Source organism: Pseudomonas sp. Pseusp49, assembly GCF_059491875.1.
The window spans coordinates 2,085,493-2,100,761 of sequence record NZ_CP168514.1; the positions used below are offsets into that span (position 1 = coordinate 2,085,493).

The 15,269-nt window shown below is 60.8% G+C and carries 12 protein-coding genes; 7 read left to right on the top strand and 5 right to left on the bottom strand.

Going from position 1 to position 15,269, the window contains the following annotated elements:
- Positions 1-51: 51 nt before the first annotated feature.
- The 4 genes from ACEN83_RS09310 (at position 52) to ACEN83_RS09325 (ending at position 4,098) form a co-directional block, all read left to right on the top strand.
- Entirely contained in the window at positions 52-288 is a 237-nt protein-coding gene (locus ACEN83_RS09310) for a DUF1653 domain-containing protein (protein ID WP_116582106.1), read from the top strand.
- Positions 289-402: 114 nt separating this feature from the next.
- Complete coding sequence (gene topA, locus ACEN83_RS09315; protein ID WP_015095955.1) at positions 403-3,030, top strand: type I DNA topoisomerase; 2,628 nt, start codon at positions 403-405, stop codon at positions 3,028-3,030.
- 215 nt (positions 3,031-3,245) lie between these two features.
- Positions 3,246-3,770 carry a DUF6586 family protein gene (locus ACEN83_RS09320; RefSeq protein ID WP_015095954.1) on the top strand — a complete coding sequence of 175 codons (525 nt, stop codon included), beginning with the start codon at positions 3,246-3,248 and terminating at the stop codon, positions 3,768-3,770.
- Between the two features lie 94 nt (positions 3,771-3,864).
- Complete coding sequence (locus ACEN83_RS09325) at positions 3,865-4,098, top strand: hypothetical protein (RefSeq protein ID WP_007974047.1); 234 nt, start codon at positions 3,865-3,867, stop codon at positions 4,096-4,098.
- 93 nt (positions 4,099-4,191) lie between these two features.
- Here ACEN83_RS09325 and sulA read toward each other — a convergent pair whose 3' ends face one another.
- Together sulA and lexA are read right to left on the bottom strand one after the other, a co-directional pair.
- Positions 4,192-4,668, bottom strand: a complete 477-nt coding sequence (gene sulA, locus ACEN83_RS09330; RefSeq protein ID WP_429381505.1) for an SOS-induced cell division inhibitor SulA — start codon at positions 4,666-4,668, stop codon at positions 4,192-4,194.
- 10 nt (positions 4,669-4,678) lie between these two features.
- Positions 4,679-5,287, bottom strand: coding sequence for a transcriptional repressor LexA (lexA, locus tag ACEN83_RS09335; RefSeq protein WP_007974043.1), 609 nt, complete (start codon positions 5,285-5,287; stop codon positions 4,679-4,681).
- 229 nt (positions 5,288-5,516) lie between these two features.
- Here lexA and ACEN83_RS09340 point away from each other — a divergent pair, with 229 nt between their 5' ends.
- The 3 genes from ACEN83_RS09340 (at position 5,517) to ACEN83_RS09350 (ending at position 8,143) form a co-directional block, all read left to right on the top strand.
- Positions 5,517-6,224: a TetR/AcrR family transcriptional regulator gene (locus tag ACEN83_RS09340; protein ID WP_007974041.1), complete on the top strand. Its 708-nt coding sequence runs from the start codon at positions 5,517-5,519 to the stop codon at positions 6,222-6,224.
- Positions 6,225-6,382: 158 nt separating this feature from the next.
- The gene (gene nagZ / locus ACEN83_RS09345) at positions 6,383-7,393 is read left to right on the top strand and encodes a beta-N-acetylhexosaminidase (protein ID WP_495580082.1); all 1,011 of its coding nucleotides are present in this window, start codon (positions 6,383-6,385) and stop codon (positions 7,391-7,393) included.
- A 12-nt stretch (positions 7,394-7,405) separates the two neighbouring features.
- Entirely contained in the window at positions 7,406-8,143 is a 738-nt protein-coding gene (locus ACEN83_RS09350) for an S-methyl-5'-thioinosine phosphorylase (protein WP_495580083.1), read from the top strand.
- Between the two features lie 140 nt (positions 8,144-8,283).
- Here the strand turns inward: ACEN83_RS09350 and ACEN83_RS09355 are convergent, their stop codons facing one another.
- From ACEN83_RS09355 to mfd, 3 genes are read right to left on the bottom strand one after another with little or no spacing between them, the layout of a single operon-like run.
- Positions 8,284-10,977 (bottom strand): DEAD/DEAH box helicase, encoded by a 2,694-nt coding sequence (locus ACEN83_RS09355; protein ID WP_116582102.1) that lies wholly within the window; start codon positions 10,975-10,977, stop codon positions 8,284-8,286.
- Positions 10,978-10,983: 6 nt separating this feature from the next.
- Positions 10,984-11,562 carry a CsiV family protein gene (locus ACEN83_RS09360; RefSeq protein WP_495580084.1) on the bottom strand — a complete coding sequence of 193 codons (579 nt, stop codon included), beginning with the start codon at positions 11,560-11,562 and terminating at the stop codon, positions 10,984-10,986.
- Positions 11,563-11,572: 10 nt separating this feature from the next.
- A complete protein-coding gene (gene mfd / locus ACEN83_RS09365) occupies positions 11,573-15,022 on the bottom strand; it encodes a transcription-repair coupling factor (protein WP_495580085.1) in 3,450 nt (1,149 codons plus the stop codon).
- Between the last annotated feature and the right edge of the window lie 247 nt (positions 15,023-15,269).

Genomic DNA, 15,269 nt, shown 5'->3' on the forward strand with positions numbered 1-15,269 from the left:
CCGGATTTATTTTATTTTTTATTTTGAAAAAATTTGAGTGAGGGCCAAAGCATGCCGATACAACCAGGGCTCTACCAACATTACAAAGGTCCGATGTACCGTGTATTCAGTGTTGCACGGCATTCGGAAACCGAAGAAGAAGTGGTCTTCTATCAAGCCCTGTATGGCGATTGCGGCTTTTGGGTGCGTCCCTTGAGCATGTTCCTGGAGTCGGTCGAGGTTGACGGCGAACAGGTGCCACGCTTTGCTTTGGTGCAAGCCGAAGACTGCCCTTTTACCAAGCCATAAGCTGAGTGCGCGCAATACCCTGCGCTTGACCTCACCTTGTAGCCACTATATATAGCGGTGCCGCGTCAGGCGCCAATCGCCTTTCACTTCTCGAATTCAGGAATTTTCTGATCCATGGGCAAATCGCTGGTCATTGTGGAATCCCCGGCTAAGGCCAAGACCATCAACAAGTATTTGGGCAACGAATACGTGGTGAAGTCGAGTATCGGCCATATCCGAGACCTGCCCACCAGCGGTTCGGCTAGCGCCAGCAAAGAGCCAGCCGCCAAGCGCGGCAAGGCTGCTGCGGGCGAAGCGCCGGCACTGTCGCCTAAAGAAAAAGCGCGCAAGCAGCTGGTCGCGCGCATGGGGGTCGATCCGGATCATGGCTGGAAAGCCAAGTACGAGATCCTCCCGGGCAAGGAAAAAGTCATCGAAGAGCTGCGCCGGCTCGCCAAGGATGCTGACACCATCTATCTCGCAACCGACTTGGACCGCGAGGGGGAAGCCATTGCCTGGCACCTGCGCGAAGCCATCGGTGGTGACGACAGCCGCTACAAGCGCGTGGTGTTCAACGAAATCACCAAGAAGGCGATCCAGGAAGCCTTCTCCCAGCCGGGCGAGCTGGATATCGACCGCGTCAACGCCCAGCAGGCCCGTCGCTTCCTCGACCGCGTCGTTGGCTACATGGTTTCGCCACTGCTGTGGGCCAAGATCGCTCGCGGTTTGTCCGCCGGTCGCGTGCAGTCGGTTGCCGTGAAGCTGGTGGTTGAACGCGAACGTGAAATCCGCGCGTTCATCCCTGAAGAGTACTGGGAAGTGCACGCCGACCTCGGCACCGCAAAAGGCGCGACCGTGCGTTTCGACGTGGCCCGCGAGAAAGGCGAAGCCTTCAAGCCGCTCAACGAAGCCCAGGCCATGGCCGCGCTGGAGAAGCTCAAGGCTTCCAGCTACAGCATCGTCAAGCGCGAAGACAAGCCGACCAGCAGCAAGCCGTCGGCGCCGTTCATCACCTCCACCCTGCAGCAGGCCGCGAGCAACCGCCTGGGCTTCGGGGTGAAGAAAACCATGATGATGGCCCAGCGTCTGTACGAAGCCGGCTACATCACTTACATGCGTACCGACTCGACCAACCTCTCGGTTGATGCCGTGGCGATGGCGCGTACTTATATTGAAGGCGAGTTCGGCAAGAAGTACCTGCCGGAAACCCCGAACGTCTACAGCAGCAAGGAAGGCGCACAAGAGGCTCACGAAGCGATTCGTCCGTCCGACGCCAACACCGAGCCAAGCAAGCTGTCGGGCATGGAGCGTGACGCTGAGCGCCTCTACGAGCTGATCTGGCGCCAGTTCCTGGCTTGCCAGATGCTGCCGGCGCAATACCTGTCGACGACCGTGACTGTGGGCGCTGGTGACTTCGAGCTGCGTGCCAAGGGCCGTATCCTGAAGTTCGACGGTTATACCCGCGTCATGCCGCAAATCGCCAAGCCAGGCGACGACGATGTGCTGCCGGACATGGCCCAGGGCGACGCGATGAAGCTGATCAAGCTTGATCCGACCCAGCACTTCACCAAGCCGCCGGCGCGTTACTCGGAAGCCAGCCTGGTCAAGGAAATGGAAAAGCGCGGCATCGGTCGTCCTTCGACCTACGCAGCGATCATTTCGACCATTCAGGACCGTGGTTACGTGGCGTTGCACAACCGTCGCTTCTACTCGGAAAAGATGGGCGACATCGTCACCGAGCGCCTGGCCGAGAGCTTCTCGAACCTGATGGACTACGGTTTCACCGCCGGCATGGAAGAGCATCTCGATGACGTGGCCCAGGGCGAGCGCGACTGGAAAAACGTGCTCGACGAGTTCTACGGCGACTTCAAGAAGAAGCTCGAAGTGGCTGAAAGCCCGGAAAACGGCATGCGTGCCAACCAGCCGGTGATGACAGACATTCCGTGCACGACCTGCGGTCGTCCGATGCAGATCCGCACCGCGTCTACCGGTGTGTTCCTCGGTTGCTCGGGCTACAGCCTGCCGCCTAAAGAACGCTGCAAGGCCACCGTCAACCTGGTGCCGGGCGACGAAATCGCCGCGGACGACGAAGGTGAGTCGGAGTCGCTGGTATTGCGTGGCAAGCATCGCTGCCCGATCTGCAGCACGGCGATGGATGCCTACCTGCTGGACGAGAAGCGCAAGCTGCACATCTGCGGTAACAATCCGGATTGCGACGGCTACGAAATCGAAGAGGGCACCTATCGCATCAAGGGCTATGAAGGTCCGAGCCTGGAATGCGACAAGTGCGGCAGCGAGATGCAGCTCAAGACCGGCCGTTTCGGCAAGTTCTTCGGCTGCACCAACGCCACCTGCAAGAACACCCGCAAACTGCTGAAGAGCGGTGATGCGGCGCCGCCGAAGATGGACCCGGTGAAGATGCCTGAGCTGAAATGCGAAAAGGTCAACGACACCTATATCCTGCGCGACGGTGCATCCGGCCTGTTCCTGGCAGCCAGCCAGTTCCCGAAAAACCGTGAGACGCGTGCTCCGCTGGTTATCGAGATCGTGCCGCACAAGGATGAGATCGATCCGAAGTACCACTTCCTCTGCGAAGCGCCGAAGAAAGATCCCGATGGCCTCCCGGCTGTGATTCGTTACAGCCGCAAGACCAAGGAACAGTACGTGCAGACCGAAGTTGACGGTAAGCCTACTGGCTGGAAAGCGTTCTACGACGGCGGCAAATGGACGGTTGAAGACAAGCGCCCGGCTGCGAAGGCTTGAAACTGTAGGAGCGAGCTTGCTCCTACAAAAGGCCGCATGGGAACTGCGAAGGCGTAGAATCGCAAGACCCTTGTAGGAGCGAGCCTGCTCGCGATGGTCGTCAACGATAACGCGGGCTTTCAGGATGCCCGCGTTGCTCTCAAGTCCATCGCGAGCAGGCTCGCTCCTACACAGGACCTGCATGAAGCAATTATTTCGTTGTGGAGGCTGCCGTCATGGCCCACGAACTTTATACCCGCACCAATCAGAAGATTTACTTCGCCGGCTTGTCGCTGGAAGCACTGGCGCGCACTGAAGAGGGTCGGGCGATGAATTCGCTGGCGCTGATCCAGGCCGGACGCGAATCGGCGTTGTTTCACCTGTACGGCGCGCTGTTGGGCCTGTGTCATGAAATCGCCGGCTTCTATCGCCTGCCTCAGGCTAATGCACCCCGTGCGGAGCTGCTGCTGACTCGCGAAGTGTTGGAAACCATCGCCATTCCGGAAATGGCCGAGCTGGTCGAACTGGCCAACAACCCGGAGACCTGGCTGGCCAAGTTATTGGCTGCCCATGCTGCGTTGTTTCAACCGCCGCGCGCGCCCCACAAGCCAAAAGGGGACGTGACCCAGCCACTGATTCAGGCGGTCAATCTGGATGAAGTGGATGAGCCAGAGGAACTGAGTCGGGAAGAGCTGGAGAGCTGGCGCCAGAATCTGAAAGGATTGGCGATCCGCTTTCGCGAAGGCTTGAACGAGTGCTGACAGAAACAGTTTTGGGATGGCATCTGGTCAAGATCCCGAGCGAAGCCTGGCCGATGCCTATATAATCCCCGCCTTTCGTGGAGAACAGTCCTTTATGCCAACGTCCTTTCTAGAAATTGTCGAGTTACCAGACGGCCGTATCGAGCTGCGCAGGGCCGAGGACGAGGGTTCTCTGGTTACTTTGGATTTCTCCGAGGACGCCAAAGCGTTCCTGCAAGGGCAGCACGTGGAAGTCGCCAAGGCGATGTTGAGCGTGGGAGTCCAGATGGCAGGTCGCCTGGTTGAAGGTGAACTCGACAAGGACGAGGGGCCTCGGGTTCTTCATTGATCCCCGTCCGTCGGTTTTCCTGATGTTGCTACACATCGGCTTCTCTCTCCCTGGAGAAGCCTCGCGCGGTGAAGCTCGCGCCCCGGCTGTCAGTTATCCCAAGCGAATATTCAGGCTCTGAGCGTCCCCGGTCCGGGCGGCGCTGATCAGCTGTTGCCGGGATTGGCTGCTCAACGGGTTGAGCCAGCTGACAACCGTATGGCTGCGCCCAAGACGCAGGGCTTCGCAGGTCAGTTGCTGAGCACTTTGGGCGCCCCGGGGGTGCAGCAACAGAATGCGCTCGCGGTTGAGGCCGGCATCTCGCAGCCAGGCTTGGGTCAGGCTGGCGGGCGGCGCGATCAGTGTCAGCCAGCGTGCGTCCTGCTCCTGGCTCAGTTCCCTGAGGATCGGTGCCAGAAGGCTCAGGCAGTTCCCGGCTGCACCACGCAGTGACAGCTCGCTGAAAACGTCAGGTTCGGCGCTCCAGGGGGACTCGACTACGTCTTTCAGGATCGGCGCCAATGGCTGTGCCATGAACGCTTCGAACAACGGCAGTTGGGTTTGCTGTGGTGATGGCTGTGGGAACTGCATGGAGCCTCCTTTAGCGGCGAATCACGCCGACACTCAAGCCTTCGATCACCAGTTCCTGATCTTGAAGGTTCACTTCGATAGGGGCGAACTCGGGGTTCTCGGCGATCAGCCAGACTTTGCTGCCGTCACGCTTGAAGCGCTTGACGGTCACTTCGTCGCCGATTCGTGCAACCACGATCTGGCCGTTACGGGCTTCGCGGGTGGTGTGGACGGCCAGCAGGTCGCCGTCGAAAATGCCGACATCCTTCATGCTCATCCCGTGGACTCGCAGCAGGTAGTCGGCGCGTGGATGGAAGAAGGCAGGATTGATGTTGCAGGACTCTTCGATGTGTTGCTGCGCGAGAATCGGGGCGCCGGCTGCGACCCGGCCAATGATTGGCAGGGTGGAATCGTCGGCCTTGGCTTCGAAGCCGGGGATGCGAATGCCACGAGAGGCGCCAGGCGTCATCTCGATAGCACCCTTGCGGGCCAGCGCCTTGAGGTGCTCTTCCGCCGCATTGGGTGACTTGAAACCCAGCTCCTGAGCGATTTCCGCACGGGTGGGGGGGTATCCGTTGTCTTCCAGGCAGCGTTTGATGAAAGCCAGAATCTCTGCTTGTCGTGGCGTCAGCTTTAGCATATTGATCGCTCTGTTTTTTTATACAGTGACTGGGATTATATACAGTAAGTCGGTCTTGGCAATGCTCCATTTTTCAGTCGCCGCCAGACGGTCAATCAGTCAGTGGATTGAAGCTTCGCCGTTGTGTGGTTAAATGTCTGACCGACCATTCCCGAAACGAACTGCCAGACTTGACAAGGCACAGGCTGAAACGTATGTTTCAAACAAGTGTTTGTCAGGCGGAGTAGCCATGGCCCAGTCGGAAACCGTTGAACGCATTCTTGATGCAGCCGAGCAGTTGTTTGCGGAAAAAGGTTTCGCCGAAACCTCGTTGCGCCTGATCACCAGCAAGGCCGGTGTCAACCTGGCGGCGGTGAACTATCACTTCGGTTCAAAGAAGGCGTTGATCCAGGCGGTTTTCTCGCGGTTCCTCGGGCCGTTCTGCATCAGCCTCGATAAAGAGCTGGAGCGGCGTCAGGCCAAGCCTGAAATCAAGCCGACCCTCGAAGAGTTGCTGGAAATCCTCGTCGAGCAGGCCCTTGTAGTGCAGCCGCGCAGCGGCAACGACCTGTCTATCTTCATGCGTTTGCTGGGGCTGGCGTTCAGTCAGAGCCAGGGGCACTTGCGTCGTTATCTGGAAGACATGTACGGCAAGGTGTTCCGCCGCTACATGATGCTGGTCAACGAAGCGGCGCCGCGTATTCCGCCTATCGAACTGTTCTGGCGGGTGCACTTCATGCTGGGTGCGGCGGCGTTCAGCATGTCCGGTATCAAGGCCTTGCGCGCGATTGCCGAAACCGACTTCGGCGTGAACACCTCGATCGAGCAGGTCATGCGCCTGATGGTGCCGTTCCTGGCCGCCGGCATGCGTGCCGAATCCGGTGTGACCGATACGGCCATGGCCACTGCCCAATTGCGTCCGCGCAGCAAATCGACACCGGTTGCCGCCAAGGTTTAACCGCGCACGGGTGGGCGCGGCAGCTGACATCCGCTAAGCTAGCCGCCCATGCCGACTCTCGTTCTGAACCCGTTTCCCATCGAACTCGCCAATCTGCCAGGCCTTGCCCCTGGCGGCGAATTCGCGTGCGCCGGGTTTTCTGTTATCAAGGAATTTTTATGACTGCTGGCTTGCAAGGCTCGTTGATGGTGGACGTCGCCGGTACCTGGCTGACGGCTGAAGATCGCCAATTGTTGCGCCAGCCCGAAGTGGGTGGCCTGATCATCTTTGCCCGTAACATCGAGCATCCGCGTCAAGTGCGCGAGCTGAGTGCAGCGATTCGCGCCATTCGCCCCGATCTGCTGTTGGCAGTGGATCAAGAAGGCGGCCGCGTGCAGCGCCTGCGCCAGGGGTTCGTGCGCTTGCCCGCCATGCGCGCCATTGCCGACAACCCGAACGCCGAATACCTGGCCGAGCAGTGCGGCTGGATCATGGCGACCGAAGTGCTGGCCGTTGGCCTGGACCTGAGTTTCGCCCCGGTGCTCGACCTCGATTACCAGCGCAGCGCCGTTGTCGGCACCCGTTCGTTCGAAGGTGATCCCGAGCGCGCTGCCTTGCTCGCGGGTGCATTCATCCGCGGCATGAACAGCGCCGGGATGGCCGCTACCGGCAAGCATTTCCCTGGCCATGGCTGGGCCGAGGCCGATTCCCACGTCGCGATCCCGAATGATGAGCGCAGTCTCGATGAGATCCGCGCCAACGACCTTGTGCCGTTTGCCAGGTTGAGCAAGCAACTTGCCGCGATCATGCCGGCCCACGTTATTTATCCACAGGTCGATTCCCAGCCCGCAGGCTTCTCCCGCCGCTGGTTGCAGAACATCCTGCGCGGTGAATTGCAGTTCGATGGCGTGATCTTCAGTGACGACCTGTCCATGGCAGGTGCTCACGTGGTCGGCGATGCCGCCAGTCGTATCGAAGCGGCTCTGACGGCCGGTTGCGACATGGGCCTGGTGTGCAACGATCGTGCAGCCGCCGAGCTCGCTTTGAGCGCTGCACAGCGTCTGAAGGTCAAGCCTTCCGAGCGCATTGCGCGGATGCGCGGCCAGTCGTTCGCCAGCACCGAATACCGTCAAGACCCGCGCTGGCTGGCCGCTGTCGGCGCGCTCAAAGAAGCTCAATTGACTGATTAAGGACTGTTCGTTATGACGGTTTACGCGATTATCGGTGGCACCGGCCTGACTCAACTCGAAGGCCTGAGCATTCGCCAGTCACTGGCAGTGGACACGCCTTATGGCGCCCCTTCGGCCGACGTTCAGATCGGCGAGTATGCCGGCAAGGAAGTGCTGTTCCTCGCGCGTCACGGCCATCCCCATCGTTTCCCGCCGCATCAGGTCAACTATCGCGCCAACCTCTGGGCGCTGAAGCAGGCCGGTGCCGAAGCCATTCTGGCGGTCAACGCCGTGGGCGGCATCCATGCAGCCATGGGCACCGGGCATTTCTGCGTGCCGCATCAGTTGATCGACTACACCAGCGGTCGCGAGCACACCTACTTTGCCGATGATCTGGAACACGTTACCCATATCGACTTCAGCTACCCCTACAGCGAGCCGTTGCGCCAGCAATTGATTGCGGCGCTGGCGTCAGAGGGTGTGGGCTACAGCAGCCATGGTGTGTATGCCTGCACTCAGGGGCCGCGCCTGGAGACGGTGGCTGAAATCGCCCGGCTGGAGCGCGACGGCTGCGATATCGTCGGCATGACCGGTATGCCGGAAGCTGCCCTGGCCCGCGAGCTGGAACTGGATTACGCCTGTCTGGCGCTGGTGGTAAACCCGGCGGCGGGCAAGTCGACGGCGGTGATTACCATGGCCGAGATCGAGCAGGCGCTGCATGACGGCATGGGCAAGGTGAAATCGACGTTGGCGCGGGTGCTCAAGGGCTGAGTCAGTCTTGGCACCGAGTTGTTCCCTTCGCGGGCAAGCCCGCTCCCACAGTGACCGCGTCGAACACAAACTCTACGAACGCCATTAAACCTGTGGGAGCGGGCTTGCTCGCGAAGAGGCCGGTTCAGGCACCATAAATCTCAACGCTTTCCGAGATTTTCCGGCAACGGCGCAAACAACGCCTCGATATCATCGTTCTGCAGTTTCCAGTCCCCGGCCTTGCGCCCATCCAGCACGCCGGCCGCGAGGTCGGATTTTTCCTTCTGCAAATGCTGGATCTTTTCTTCCACCGTGCCGCGCGCAATCAGTTTGTAAACGAACACGGGCTTCTCCTGGCCGATGCGATACGCCCGGTCGGTCGCCTGGTTTTCCGTCGCCGGGTTCCACCACGGGTCGTAGTGAATCACCGTGTCCGCTTCGGTCAGGTTCAGGCCAACGCCGCCAGCCTTCAGGCTGATCAGAAATATCTGACGCTTGCCGCTCTGGAATTCCTTCACCGGTGTACGGCGGTCGCGGGTCTGGCCGGTCAGCAGGGCGTAGGCGATTCCACGCTTGTTCAGCTCATCCTCAATCAGCGACAACATTGAAGTGAACTGCGAGAACAGCAGGATCCGCCGACCTTCCTCGAACAATTCCTCGAGCATTTCCATCAGGCTGTCGAGTTTGCCCGAGGTGCTGCCACGGCTTGGCAGGGTCGCCTCGTTGACCAGGCGCAAATCGCAGCACACCTGGCGCAGTTTCAGCAGCGCTTCGAGAATGATGATCTGGCTGCGGGCCACGCCTTTGCGGGTGATCTCGTCGCGGACTTTCTTGTCCATGGCCAGGCGCATGGTTTCGTAAACGTCACGCTGGGCCTCGTTGAGTTCGACCCAGTGGATGATCTCGGTTTTCGGCGGCAACTCGGTGGCCACCTGTTCCTTGGTGCGGCGCAGAAGGAAGGGCTTGATCCGGCCGTTGAGGTGCTGAAGCCTGACCTCGCTGGTGCGTTTTTCGATCGGTACGCGGTAATCGCGGTTGAAGCTTTTGACGTCACCGAGCCAGCCGGGCAAGAGGAAGTGAAACAGTGACCAGAGTTCGCCGAGATGGTTTTCCAGCGGTGTGCCGCTCAGGCACAGGCGCTGCCGGGCATTGAGCTCGCGGGCAGCCTGGGCGGCCTTGCTGGTCGGGTTCTTGATGTACTGCGCTTCATCCAGCACCAGTATGTGCAAGGGCTGCGCCGCCAGGCGCTCGACATCCTTGGGCAGCAGCGCATAGGTGGTCAGGATCAGGTCGTAGTCAGCCAGCTTGTCGAAGTGTTTTTTGCGGCTGGCGCCGTACAGCGCCAGTACCTTGAGCTGCGGCGTAAAGTGCGCTGCTTCGTCGAGCCAGTTGGGAATCAGGCTGGTCGGCATCACCACCATGCACGGCCGATCGAGACGGCCGGCGTTTTTCTCGCTCAGCACGTGTGCCAGTGTCTGCAGGGTTTTGCCCAGGCCCATGTCGTCCGCGAGAATGCCACCCACTTCCAGCTGCCGCAGTGATTGCATCCAGCTCAAGCCCTCAAGCTGATATGGGCGCAGCGTCGCATTCAAACCTTCAGGGGCGGCAGCCGTGTGGTCCTTGATGTCGCGCAGGCGCTGGGCAAAGGTGCGGATCTGTTCGCCACCCTCCCAGAGCAGTGGCATGTCTTCCAGCGGGTTCAGGCGCGTGGCATCGGCCTTGCTCAGGCGCAGCGTGGTGTCGCCGGGCTCCTGCAGGTAGAACTCGCCGAGGGTCGCCAGCACCGGTTTCAGGCGGCCGAAGGGCAGGGCGACTTGCAGCGGGCCGTGCTCGGAGTTCGGGCGATGGGGTATGTTGACCAGGATCAACTCGTCGTCGCGGCGTCGGGCAAGGCGCTCCGGGTTGAGGATTTCGGTGTGGGAGCGCATCAGGTTGAGCAGGATCGGCAACAGGCTCAGGCGCTCGCCGTTGACGATGATCCCCAGCTCCAGGTCGAACCAGTCGCGCTCCGGAGCCTGTTCGACGGTGGCGTACCAGTCGTCTACCGCCGTCAGGTCGAAGCCGAAGTCCTCGTCGATCTGCAGTTCCCAGCCCTGGGTGCGCAACTTCGGCAGTTCATTGAGGGTAAAGGTCAGCCAGGCACTGTCATTGACCATTTCGAACAGCTCGCCGGCACTTTCCGGCAAGGCCTTGCTTTGTCGGGTGGCGACTTTGAAACCGAGGATTCGCAGCTGTTCCCGGTAGGACTGTTCCACGTCCGGGTGGCGTTTTATCCGCAGCGTCTGGGTTTCCTGGCGAATCAGGATATCGGTGTTTTTCTGTCCGGACACGTACTCGTCCAGATAGCTGAAAGACAGCGCCGCCCGATGCTGGATGTAACGCTGCATTCGGCCGTTGCGCGGTTCGAAGGCGCTGAACTCGATGCTGGCCAGCCACAGGCGCGGTACCGGTTGCACATTGTCCACCAGCACTTGTGGCGGGGCTTTCGGGCTGCGGTTTTCCAGGACGGCCTGGAGTTTTTCCAGGAGTTCGGCGTCTTTGGCGGCAGCGGGGTAGTCGAGGGTTTCCTGCACTTGCAGGAGCACCGCTGCGCAATGTTTGCAGTTGCTGTGGACCGGGCAGGAGCAGATGGCATCGACCATCAGCAGCGTGCCTTTGGCTGACTCGCGCAGGCGAATGGTCTGACGGTAAACGTTACCGCCCGAGCCTTCGCACGCGGCGACGATGGTTGCGTCGCCGGCCTCGACGATCCTGACACGATTCTCCAGCGCGTAACGGCGACCACGCTCCAGGCTCTGTTCCTTGAATCGGCTGACCCAGGATGGTGCCAGGGGTTTGCTCAGGGTCGCGGACATAGGGAATCAGTCCGGAATTTCTTCGGGAGCTGCTCGGGGGGCGGGGGCGGTCAGCGAAGTGATCTTGATCAGCAGGCCGAGGTGGCCGTTGTCGAGGAAGTTCAGCTGGCCGTTCTTGGTATGGCTTTCCTGTTTCAAGCGCTCGCTGGCAGTCACCATGCCATTGGCATCGATCTGATTGACCCAGAAGTCGGCGTCGACGTCGGTAAAGCGTCCCAGTTTCATGCTCAGCGTGCCCTCGATCGGGAACTGACCATATTGTTCCTTGCCGTCACTGATCGCCACTTTGCTGGCGTTTTCGCCGAGCGTCTGTTGCCAGGCCTTGTGCAGCAGCACTGTGTAGTCGGCGCTGCTGGTGAGTTTTTCCACCTCGCCATTCAGGCTTGGCGTACGCAGGCTGTCGGGGTTGACGGGTTGGGCGCCAGCGGCCCAGTCTTCCGGTGCGGCGCGGCTGACAATCGCCGGCACGGCGTTTTGCCGGACCAGAATCATTTCGACCTGATACAGGTCATCGGCAGATGCCATGGGGGCGGCCAGCGCTGGCATCAAAAGGGTCAGCAGGGTCAGTGAACGGAACAGGCGCATGCGGCGTCCTTCAAGCAGTTTTCGGAACGAGGCGCTCGAACAGCGCCTCTACAGTATTAAAGCGCTCTTCCGGGCGCTCCATCGGAACCATGAACTTGAACATCGTGGCCCCTTCGAATTTGTAGCGTTTTGGCTGGCTTTGGATCAGTTTGATCAGGGTCAGCGGGTCGACCGGCGTCTGCGCAGCGAACTCGACGCGACCGCCTTGCGGGCCGCCATCGACTTTCTTGATGCCCAGTTGCTCGGCCTGCAACTTCAGTGCAGTGATGCGGATCAGGTTCTTGGTCGGTTCCGGCAACAGGCCGAATCGATCGATCATTTCCACCTGCAAATCCTTGAGGCCGTCCTCATCGGTGGCCGAGGCAATGCGTTTGTAGAGAATCAGGCGGGCGTGGACATCCGGCAGGTAGTCTTCCGGAATCAGCGCCGGTACCCGCAGGTTGACCTCGGGACCACCGCCGAGCGGTTGATCGAGGTTCGGCTGCTCGCCCTTGCGGATCGATTTCACCGCGCGTTCGAGCATTTCCATGTACAGCGTGAAGCCGACCGCCTGGATCTGCCCGCTCTGCCCGTCACCGAGCAGTTCGCCGGCACCACGGATTTCCAGGTCGTTGGTGGCGAGCACGAAGCCCGCGCCGAGGTCCTGGGTGTTGGCGATCGCTTCCAGGCGCTTTTCCGCGTCCGGCGTGATTTGCTGGCGCGGCGGCGTCAACAGGTAGGCGTAGGCCTGGTGGTGACTGCGTCCGACCCGGCCGCGCAGCTGGTGCAACTGGGCCAGGCCGAACTTGTCGGCACGCTCGATGATGATGGTGTTGGCGCTCGGTACGTCGATGCCGGTCTCGATGATGGTCGAGGCGATCAGCACGTTGAAGCGCTTGTGGTAGAAGTCGCTCATCACCTGTTCGAGTTCGCGTTCGCGCATCTGCCCGTGACCGATGCCGATCCGTGCTTCCGGTACCAGCTCGGCGAGGTCGGCGGCGCATTTCTCGATGGTCTTCACGTCGTTGTGCAGGTAATAGACCTGGCCGCCACGCAGCAACTCACGCAGCAAGGCCTCTTTGACCGTGCTCTTGTTCTGTTCCATGACGAAGGTGCGCACCGACAGGCGGCGGGCCGGCGGGGTGGCGATGATCGACAGGTCGCGCATGCCCGACACCGCCATGTTCAGCGTGCGTGGAATCGGCGTGGCGGTCAGGGTGAGGATGTCGACTTCGCTGCGCAGGGCCTTGAGCTGTTCTTTCTGGCGCACGCCGAAACGGTGTTCCTCGTCGATGATCACAAGGCCGAGGTTTTTGATCTTCACGTCGTCCTGCAGCAGCTTGTGCGTGCCGATGACGATGTCGATCTTGCCTTCGGCCAGATCGGCGACGGCGGCATTCACTTCCTTGGCCGACTTGAAGCGGCTCATCACTTCCACGGTCACCGGCCAGTCGGCGAAGCGGTCGCGGAAGCTGTTGTAGTGCTGCTGGGCGAGCAGGGTGGTCGGTACCAGGATCGCCACTTGGCGACCACCGTGCACCGCGATGAACGCGGCGCGCATCGCCACTTCGGTCTTGCCGAAGCCGACGTCGCCGCACACCAGGCGATCCATCGGCTTGGGCGCGAGCATGTCTTCGCGCACCGCCTCGATGGTGGTTTGCTGGTCCGGGGTTTCTTCGAACGGGAAGCCGGCGCTGAAGGTGGCGTAGTCGGCTTTCGGATCGGCGAAAGCGTAGCCTTCGCGGGCGGCGCGGCGTGCATAGATGTCGAGCAACTCGGCGGCCACGTCGCGCACCTGTTCGGCGGCTTTGCGCTTGGCTTTCTGCCAGGTCTCGGAACCGAGGCGGTGCAGCGGGGCCAGGGCGTCATCGCTGCCGGTGTAGCGGGCGATCAGGTGCAGGTTGGCCACCGGCACGTAGAGCTTGGCGCCTTCGGCGTATTCCAGGGCAAGGAATTCGGCGGTCTGGTTGTCGATTTCCAGGGTTGCCAGGCCCAGGTAACGGCCGACACCGTGGTCGATGTGCACCACCGGCGCCCCTTCGCGCAGCTCGGTGAGGTTCTTGATGACGGCGTCGTTGTTGGCATCGGCGCGCTTTTCGCGGCGACGGCGCTGCATCACGCGCTGGCCGAACAGCGGGCTTTCGGCGACCAGGGCCAGGGCTGGATCGTCCAGTACCAGGCCTTCATCCAGCGGCGCGATGGTGATCGCCAGGCGGTCTTTGCCGGCGACGAAATCCGGCCAGCTGTCGACGGTTTTCGGTCGCAGCTTCAGGCGTTCCAGCAGCTCCAGCAGCACTTCGCGACGGCCTGCGGATTCGGCGGTGAACAGCACGCGACCGGGGAACTCGTCGAGGAAACCGGCCAGCGCCGCCAGCGGCTGGGTGGCCTTGGCTTCGATGGCCAGATTCGGCAGTTCCCGCGCGGGGAAGCGTTCGCGGCCGACGCCGGGCTCCACGTCCTGCTGGCTGGCGACCACTCGTGGCCAGCTTTTCAGGCGGGCAAAGCAATCCTCTACCGGCAGGAACAGTTCGTCCGGCGGCAATAAAGGACGGGACGGGTCGACGCGGCGTTCTTCATAGCGATTGCGCACGTCGTTCCAGAAGTTTTCCGCGGCTTGCTCGATGCCCGGCAGGGAAAACACTTGCGTGTCCTGGGGCAGGTAATCGAACAGCGTCGAGGTTTCTTCGAAGAACAGCGGCAGGTAGTACTCGATGCCGGCCGGGGTAATCCCGCTGCTCAGGTCCTGAAAGATCGGGCAGCGGCGGAAGTCGACGTCAAAACGCTCACGGAAGCGCGCCTTGAAACGGGTGACCGCTTCTTTCTGTAGCGGGAACTCCTTGGCCGGCAACAGCTTGACCGATTCGACTTTGTCGATGGAGCGCTGGTTCTCCGGGTCGAAGGTGCGCAGGGTTTCGATTTCGTCGTCGAACAGGTCGATGCGATACGGCAACTTGCTGCCCATCGGGAACAGATCGATCAGAGAGCCGCGAACGGTGAACTCGCCGTGTTCATACACCGTATCGACGTAGCGATAACCCGTGGCTTCAAGTCGGGTGCGCATCTGCTCGACGTCGAGTTTCTGGCCGATGTCCAGCACCAGGCTGCTGCCGAGCAGGAATTTGGTCGGTGCCAGGCGATGCAGGGCGGTCGTGATCGGCACCACCAGTACGCCATGGCTCAGCTCCGGCAACCGGTACAGGCTGGCGATGCGCTGGGAAATGATGTCCTGGTGCGGCGAGAACAGGTCGTAGGGCAGGGTTTCCCAGTCGGGAAAGTGCAGTACGGGCAAATCCGGGGCGAAGAAACCCAGCTCCTGTTCCAGCCGTTCGGCACTTTGGCTGTCGGCGGTCAGCAGCAGGGTAAAGCGCTTGGCAGCGCTGGCGGCCTCGGCAATGGCCAGGCTCAGGGCGGCACCGGGCAGGTTGCCCCAGTGCTGTTTACCTGCCGCGGCAGGGAGAAGCGGTAGACGCAGAACGGGCACGGAAGGTTGAGCTCCAAGCGTTGCGACAAAGTCGGTAATTGTAGCGGTCTAGGATGCCGCCTGTCAGTTGCTGACTGTGTCTAAAGCACGGGTTTGGCGAAATGTAGTGGTAAAGATAAAATTCGCGGGTTTTTTACCCGAAATTACTCAATATGTAGTGGCAAATACAACGAGTGTTACGGAGGGTTACGGATAAGGTAGCGCGACCTCCAAAAAATTGACTGCGCTGAAAGCCCCGGTTTTACTG

What these genes read in the sequence shown, in the direction of transcription:
- lexA (WP_007974043.1), bottom strand. Translation starts at nt 5,287, where the DNA reads ATGCTAAAGCTGACGCCACGACAAGCAGAGATTCTGGCTTTCATCAAA.
- ACEN83_RS09320 (WP_015095954.1), top strand. Translation starts at nt 3,246, where the DNA reads ATGGCCCACGAACTTTATACCCGCACCAATCAGAAGATTTACTTCGCC.
- ACEN83_RS09310 (WP_116582106.1), top strand. Translation starts at nt 52, where the DNA reads ATGCCGATACAACCAGGGCTCTACCAACATTACAAAGGTCCGATGTAC.
- ACEN83_RS09340 (WP_007974041.1), top strand. Translation starts at nt 5,517, where the DNA reads ATGGCCCAGTCGGAAACCGTTGAACGCATTCTTGATGCAGCCGAGCAG.
- nagZ (WP_495580082.1), top strand. Translation starts at nt 6,383, where the DNA reads ATGACTGCTGGCTTGCAAGGCTCGTTGATGGTGGACGTCGCCGGTACC.
- ACEN83_RS09355 (WP_116582102.1), bottom strand. Translation starts at nt 10,977, where the DNA reads ATGTCCGCGACCCTGAGCAAACCCCTGGCACCATCCTGGGTCAGCCGA.
- sulA (WP_429381505.1), bottom strand. Translation starts at nt 4,668, where the DNA reads ATGCAGTTCCCACAGCCATCACCACAGCAAACCCAACTGCCGTTGTTC.
- topA (WP_015095955.1), top strand. Translation starts at nt 403, where the DNA reads ATGGGCAAATCGCTGGTCATTGTGGAATCCCCGGCTAAGGCCAAGACC.
- ACEN83_RS09360 (WP_495580084.1), bottom strand. Translation starts at nt 11,562, where the DNA reads ATGCGCCTGTTCCGTTCACTGACCCTGCTGACCCTTTTGATGCCAGCG.
- ACEN83_RS09325 (WP_007974047.1), top strand. Translation starts at nt 3,865, where the DNA reads ATGCCAACGTCCTTTCTAGAAATTGTCGAGTTACCAGACGGCCGTATC.
- ACEN83_RS09350 (WP_495580083.1), top strand. Translation starts at nt 7,406, where the DNA reads ATGACGGTTTACGCGATTATCGGTGGCACCGGCCTGACTCAACTCGAA.